At 40.7% G+C, this 6,356-nt stretch carries 7 protein-coding genes; all 7 read right to left on the bottom strand.

What is annotated here, in order from left to right; translation table 11 throughout:
* Nucleotides 1-110 precede the first annotated feature (110 nt).
* The 7 genes from SMSK597_RS06750 to SMSK597_RS06720 all read right to left on the bottom strand — a co-directional run bounded on the left by SMSK597_RS06750 (nt 111) and on the right by SMSK597_RS06720 (nt 6,255).
* Nucleotides 111-2,657 carry a M1 family metallopeptidase gene (locus SMSK597_RS06750; protein ID WP_001149125.1) on the bottom strand — a complete coding sequence of 849 codons (2,547 nt, stop codon included), beginning with the start codon at nt 2,655-2,657 and terminating at the stop codon, nt 111-113.
* 122 nt (nt 2,658-2,779) lie between these two features.
* Complete coding sequence (locus SMSK597_RS06745) at nt 2,780-3,220, bottom strand: ASCH domain-containing protein (RefSeq protein ID WP_004237797.1); 441 nt, start codon at nt 3,218-3,220, stop codon at nt 2,780-2,782.
* A complete protein-coding gene (locus SMSK597_RS06740) occupies nt 3,180-4,064 on the bottom strand; it encodes a putative PEP-binding protein (RefSeq protein ID WP_000795803.1) in 885 nt (294 codons plus the stop codon). The genes SMSK597_RS06745 and SMSK597_RS06740 overlap by 41 nt, the downstream gene beginning before the upstream one ends.
* 38 nt (nt 4,065-4,102) lie before the next feature.
* Complete coding sequence (locus SMSK597_RS06735) at nt 4,103-4,831, bottom strand: GNAT family N-acetyltransferase (protein ID WP_000418700.1); 729 nt, start codon at nt 4,829-4,831, stop codon at nt 4,103-4,105.
* Between the two features lie 7 nt (nt 4,832-4,838).
* The gene (locus SMSK597_RS06730; RefSeq protein ID WP_000403936.1) at nt 4,839-5,318 is read right to left on the bottom strand and encodes an NUDIX hydrolase; all 480 of its coding nucleotides are present in this window, start codon (nt 5,316-5,318) and stop codon (nt 4,839-4,841) included.
* A gap of 9 nt (nt 5,319-5,327) precedes the next feature.
* Complete coding sequence (locus tag SMSK597_RS06725) at nt 5,328-6,026, bottom strand: 3-oxoacyl-ACP reductase (protein ID WP_000158833.1); 699 nt, start codon at nt 6,024-6,026, stop codon at nt 5,328-5,330.
* A complete protein-coding gene (locus SMSK597_RS06720) occupies nt 6,019-6,255 on the bottom strand; it encodes a DUF2829 domain-containing protein (RefSeq protein ID WP_000141905.1) in 237 nt (78 codons plus the stop codon). Before SMSK597_RS06720 ends, SMSK597_RS06725 begins: the two co-directional genes overlap by 8 nt.
* Nucleotides 6,256-6,356 lie beyond the last annotated feature (101 nt).

The following is a 6,356-nucleotide window of genomic DNA, read 5'->3' as shown; positions in this document are numbered from 1 at the left end:
CATGAGAAACTCCTCCTTATTAAAACTATTATACCAAATTTGCCTTAAAAAAAACTCAACTCCCTCTCACTTTAAGAGAGAAAGTTGAGTTTTTATTATTTTACGAATGTTTAAGCTTTCCCATATTGAAGAACAACTGCTTCCACTGCAGCTTTTTCACGGTTAATCAAGTCAACACGCGCTGCAATTTCCTTGATTCCCATACCGATGTTACGGCTAAGAGCAAGGTCAGAAAGTTGCGGTTCAAAGAACTCCTTGTACTCTGCCAAACGTTGCTGAGTCTTAAATACGTGTGCAGGAAGGATAACAAAGCTATCAAAGCTCATATCTCCTCCAAGGGCTGCCTTAATCCAAGCCCAGTTTTCACGAGCCCAAGACCATGCTGTTTCTTGAGTTGCCTGATGACTTAAGAACTGGAAGTACCATGCAGATAAGTCCTGTGGTTTAACCACAAATTTGTCCTTCCAAGCAGCAATCAAGGTTTGGATATTGTCCGCATCTGTACTGTAGGCAAGAGCAGCTGCCAACTGACGTTTAAAGACAGCATCTGTTGCGTGCGTATAAGTGTCAAGATAAAGTGCTAACAAGTCTTTAGTCTCATGATGTTTCATCTCATTAATCAGAACTTGTGAACGAATAGCTGCTGGAAGTCCTGCAAGATTCTCCTTGTGAGCCGCGAAGATTTGGCTAGCGACTTGACTAGCTTCTGCATCATTTGAGCGAATCATCATAGAAATAGCCAGCTGACGAACCAATTCATCCTCATCTGATTCGCCATCTTTAGCTTCAAAACCAAGACGGTCATAGTTATGACGAGCCAATTTAGCAACCAATGCTTTGAAGGCTCTTTCAGCTTCTGTTCCTTCATCGATAAAGCGCTCAAGGGCAGAAATCACTTGAGAAACAGCTGAAACGACAAGGTAAGATTCTTCTTTAGCAAGTTTATCAAGGACTGGGAGCAAGTCAGCATAAGAAATGTGTCCTGCTTCAGCAAGCAAACGACGTTCTTGGACGATTTGCAGTTTACTTGTGTTATCAAGCTCAACTAGGTCAGCAAGAACTGCATCCAACAAATCTCCTTGATAGTCGGTAATGTAGTGGGCTGTATTTTCAGTGTTGAGACGAAGTGCTGTTTTGTTTTCAGCAAGAAGGGCTGCGTAGCCAGGGATTTCGATGCTTTCAGTTTCAAGTGTATCAGGCAAGCCTTTCCAGTTACTATTTAGTGGCACAACCCAGAGACGGTTCTTGTCTTCGTGCTCACCGATGAAGAATTGTTTTTGTGAAATCTTCAAAACATCATTTTCAACTTTGACAGTAAGAACTGGGTAACCAGGCTGTTCCAACCAAGAATCCATGAAAGCTGCGACATCACGGCCAGATGCTTGACCAAGGGCATCCCAAAGGTCACTACCAATGGTGTTGTTGTATTGGTGTTTTTCAAAGTAAGCGTGCAAACCTTTGGCAAAATCGGCATCACCTAGCCAACGACGAAGCATGTGCATGAGCCGACTTCCTTTGGCATAGACGATAGCTCCGTCAAAGAGCGTATTGATTTCATCTGGATGTTTAACTTCGACGTGGACAGACTGAACACCATCAGTCGCGTCACGTTCAAGAGCAAGAGGTACTCCACCTGTTTGGAAATCTTCAAAAATATTCCAGCTTGGTTCAATAGCATCCACACAGACGTACTCCATCATGTTAGCAAAGCTTTCATTGAGCCAAAGGTCATCCCACCATTTCATAGTAACAAGGTTACCAAACCACTGGTGAGCCAATTCATGGGCCACAACAAGGGCAACTTGTTGACGGCTGGCAAAGGTAGAGTTTTCATCCACAACCAAGTAAACTTCACGGTAGGTCACAAGACCCCAGTTTTCCATAGCTCCAGCTGAGAAGTCAGGAAGGGCGATGTGGAGAGATTGAGGGATTGGGTATTTAACTCCATAGTAATCTTCGTAAAACTCGATAGAGCGAACAGCGATATCCAGTGAGAAATCAAGGTTTGATAGTGGGTGAGCTTTGGTTGAGTAGACACCGACGAGGGTACCGTTTTTAGTTTTAGCCGTCACACCTTGCAAATCACCCGCAACAAAGGCTAACAGGTAAGAAGACATGCGAGGTGTTGTCTCAAACTTCCAGATACCTGTTTCCTTACGGTTTTCAACATCGATTTCTGGCATGTTAGACAAGGCCAATTCACCTTCTGCTTGGTCAAAACGTAGAGAGAGGTCAAAAGTTGCTTTAGCTTCTGGCTCATCCACACATGGGAAGGCTTCGCGGGCAAAATGGCTCTCGAACTGAGTAGACAAGACTTCCTTCTTGACTCCATCAACTGTGTAGTAAGATGGGTAAATCCCTGTCATGTTGTCTGTGATTTTACCAGAAAAGGCGATAACCACTTCAACTTGACCTGCTTCCGCAAGTTCAATATGAAGGGCTTCATTGTCATGATCAACTGTGAATGTGCGAGCTTCCCCTGCAACTTCTACAGTGGCGATTCCCAAGTCTTTTTGGTGAAGGGAAATACGGTCACTCTGTGCTTGACCAGTGATGGTCACCTTCCCTGAAAACGTCTTGGTCTCACGACTCAAGTCTAAAAATAAATCATAATGTTCAGGAACAAATTGTTTAATAAAATGTTCAACTGCTTGCATAATTTTCTCCTATTCTAAGTTTAAGAGCTAGAGCTCTTCTTCAAACAAACTTATTATATCATATTTTGATTGAGAAAAAAGGATTGGACGGCGATTTCCAAAACTTTCTTCCGTCTAGCAGTCTACAGGGGGTAGACCTTGCGAAATTCTTCTAAAACAACTTTGCTGTCAGGTGTAAAAGTCTGTCCTGCCTCCCTCATCCACTCTGTGAAAAAGTCCTCATGAACCTGACGCCAATAGGATAGGGATTTGTCACCTTCCCCTTCCTTAAAGGCATGTTGAGCAGAAACTTGATTGAAGGGCTGGACAGAAACCTTTGTAATTTCGACAATACAGACAGCCTGATTTTGACTATCTAAAATGATGTCAAAGGTACCTTCTTGCGGAAGGGGTTCATCTTCTAGTGCGTAGAGATCGTAGGCTGAAGCTGTTGCTGTTTTTTCGCCTTTTAAAACCAAATCCGCTAAAAGGTCTGGTTCCTCTCCAAAAGCCCAGGCATCTATCTCATCTCCTATAGAGGGGTTAATTTTCTTGTATGCATTCCACATTTCTTGCGGTGTCATGGGTGCTCCTTTGTAATTTCTTACTTTCTTCTTTTATATGTTTAAGATGATCTGGATGGTCAATTTCTAAATCAAAAATCTCTGGAATAGAACTGTAGTGGATAATGCACTTGATACCCAACTGATTCATTTTTTGTATGAAAGAAGGATTCAGATAGCCTGCTACAGCAAAGTCAATCTTTTTCATCCTTGCTTTATCCTGCATATCTCTTAGTATATCTAACATTATTGGACTTTCCATATCATGCCATTGACTGTTTCTCACAGTGGCAAAAATAAAAGAAGTCAAATCATTCATTCCGACTACAATCTTTGAAATACTAGTTTCCAGTATCCTGTCCAAGTCAAAATATGCTGACGGTAATTCAATCATCGTGCCAACTTTCCCAGTAAAGCCATACTGACGCAATACTGTAATAGCTTGTTTTAATTGGTCGGCATCATTGACAAAAGGAAAAATAAGAGACAGATTGGGATTGATTTGATAAACTTCTGTAACGACATTTGCCTCAGCCTGAAATTCATCCGGACACGCCAGCAAACGCCTAGTTCCTCTATATCCAAATAAGGGATGATTTTCATCAAAATACTCTTTAGTCCCCTTTAGACAATTAGCTTCTGTATTCGTTAATTCTGAAAAACGATACCAAACTTCTTCATCTGAGTACAAGGAGCAAATAGTGTCTAGATAATCTTTTACAAATTGCTGACAACTTGGTAATAGGATGTTTTGATTAAGCTCTCTCAACAAATATTCCCCACGAATCATGCCAATGTGGTGAAATAGTTGCGGGTAAACTTTTTCAACAATTTGTTCTCCACTAAGAGCTAGTTGGTTTTTCATCATTCACCTCGTCTTAAAAGATACAATATCAGATATCATTATATGAAACTTTCCTCTAGTTCAAAAGCTTCATAAGGTTCAACTAACTCATATCCTAAAAATTCTGCTACTTTTTTGGAAGCCTCGTTATGAGCATCCCAAAGTGGAAACATATCTCTATTTAAACTCTCTAGAATCATTGCAGCACCAAGCTTTTTAGCAAATCCATTTCCTTGTTCGCTTGGTCTAGTTGCAACTTCCACTTCAACTGCTCCACGGTAAACTAACCCTGAGGAAATCCCAGAAATCACTTCATTATTTTTAAGAATAACAAAGCCAAATCCACCTTTTAAAGCAAAATCCTGGTAGGACTCAAAATCCCCCTTTAAATCTTGTGACCATTCTTCCTCAGAAAGGCAGTTATAAATACGATTATCAATAGGTACAATATTGTAACCTTCCTCTATATGAGTAACTAGATCATTTAGAAATTCAACTTGAAAATTTGCCTTATCCTTAAAAGAATAGCGAGTAAAAGAAATTAGCTCCACTTTCTGATGCAGAAAATCTTGCCAATTGGTATTTTCTGAAATAATAATCTTATAATCTAAACCATATTTCCTAACAAAATCTTCCCAAAATCTGGAATTTAACTCCCCTGCTAAGTATAGAAAATTCCCAACATCATAAAAGCTTGTTGTCCTATCACTGTTTCGGTAGACAGTTCCGATTTGAGATTTAAGACCATAGAGAACCATATTTTTCTTCCATGTTTTAAATAGTTCCATTATCCCCCTACTTCACCTTCCAATTCATGTAAGAAGTCTTGTCCAGTTCTGGAAATCCTAATAATTCAGACTTAATCTTCAAGACTAATGGCGATGCATTTTCTTCTGTAATCTCTTGAATATCCATCCAAATATATCCAAGTGAATCATTCACACCATCAGAGACAGTTTCAGAAATAGTAACTTGAGATGCCTTCTCGTTTATCTCAACATCATACAAGGCCATGATATGGTGAACCATAAAATTTGTTAACTCTTCCCTGACGAAAACATCGTAGATTCGAGGATTGGAGTAGCTTCTAACAGTATATCCCGTCTCTTCCATAACTTCTCTAGTCAGCGTTTCCGTCAGTCCTTCACCAAGTTGCTGACTGCCTCCAGGTAGATCATACCGATGTTGATAAGGGCCTCTCGTTTTTTCAATGCAGAGTAACTTCCCATTTTCAAAGCAAACAGCGTAGACTCCAAAGTGTCTTTTGATTTCCATCAGATCCTCCTACTTCAAAGACCAGCCACCATCTATTGTCAGGATTTGTCCTTGCATGGCGCTTGCTATTCCACTGGCCAAAAAAAGACTGACTTCTGCCACTTCTTCTGGTTCAATCCAGCGTTTGATTGGGGTTTCACTAGCCACCCAGTCCGCTAAACCACCTGGTTCAAAATCGGCAGCAGTCATACCCGTCTTAACTGCTCCTGGAGCAATCCCAAAGACCTGAATCCCAGCTTCTGCATAGTCTAGAGCCAACTGCTTGGTAAATCCAGCCAAGGCGTGCTTCGAAGAAGTATAGGCGTGTCCACCGCCACCTGCTAGGCTCGAAGCAATGGAGCACATATTGATAATAATCCCCTTTTTATTCTCCAACATTTTGGTCAAATAATAGCGAGTCAACTCTACTGGAGTAACGTAGTTGATTTCAAAAATCTCTTGAATTTCCTGTGCTGTTTGATCCAAAAGGGGTTTGTAATCATCCAAAACTCCAGCAGTATTGCACAAAACATCCACCCGAGGACACCAATCAAAAATAGGCTCTAAGTCCAAGGTCAAATCTCTCTGTAAAAAGTAGAAATCACCATCTAAAACTGGATTTTCTCCTTGATCCACACCATAAACTTGATAGCCCTTCTCTAAAAAGAGTCGAGCCTGAGCCAGACCGATCCCTGAACTCACTCCTGTAATGAGTACACATTTAGTCATGCACTTCTACCCAATCCGTCGCCAAAACATCACAAGGTGTCGGGCTCCACATGGAAAAACCTTCTCCTTCGCCAGAAACGTTAATCAAAAAATAAGGAGTTACCTCTAAAGCCACACCATTTTGCTCGATGGTATCAAAGAGTTGGACATAGTTTTCAGCACCTCCCCAACCAGTTCGTACATATTTTTTCTTAGCCTTTAATTCAGGCAGGATCTCTTCAAATGTCATGTTTTTCTCCTTTTATTCTACATTCTTCATTTAATTATAACAAAAAACCGTTGTGCAACGGCTTTTTGACTCATTTTAAATCAAAATCAATAAGCATTTTA

It is taken from the genome of Streptococcus mitis SK597, assembly GCF_000148545.1.
Classification (GTDB): Bacteria; Bacillota; Bacilli; order Lactobacillales; family Streptococcaceae; genus Streptococcus; species Streptococcus mitis_C.
The sequence above is the reverse complement of the archived record's forward strand: the minus strand, read 5'-3'. Positions and strand labels throughout refer to the sequence as shown.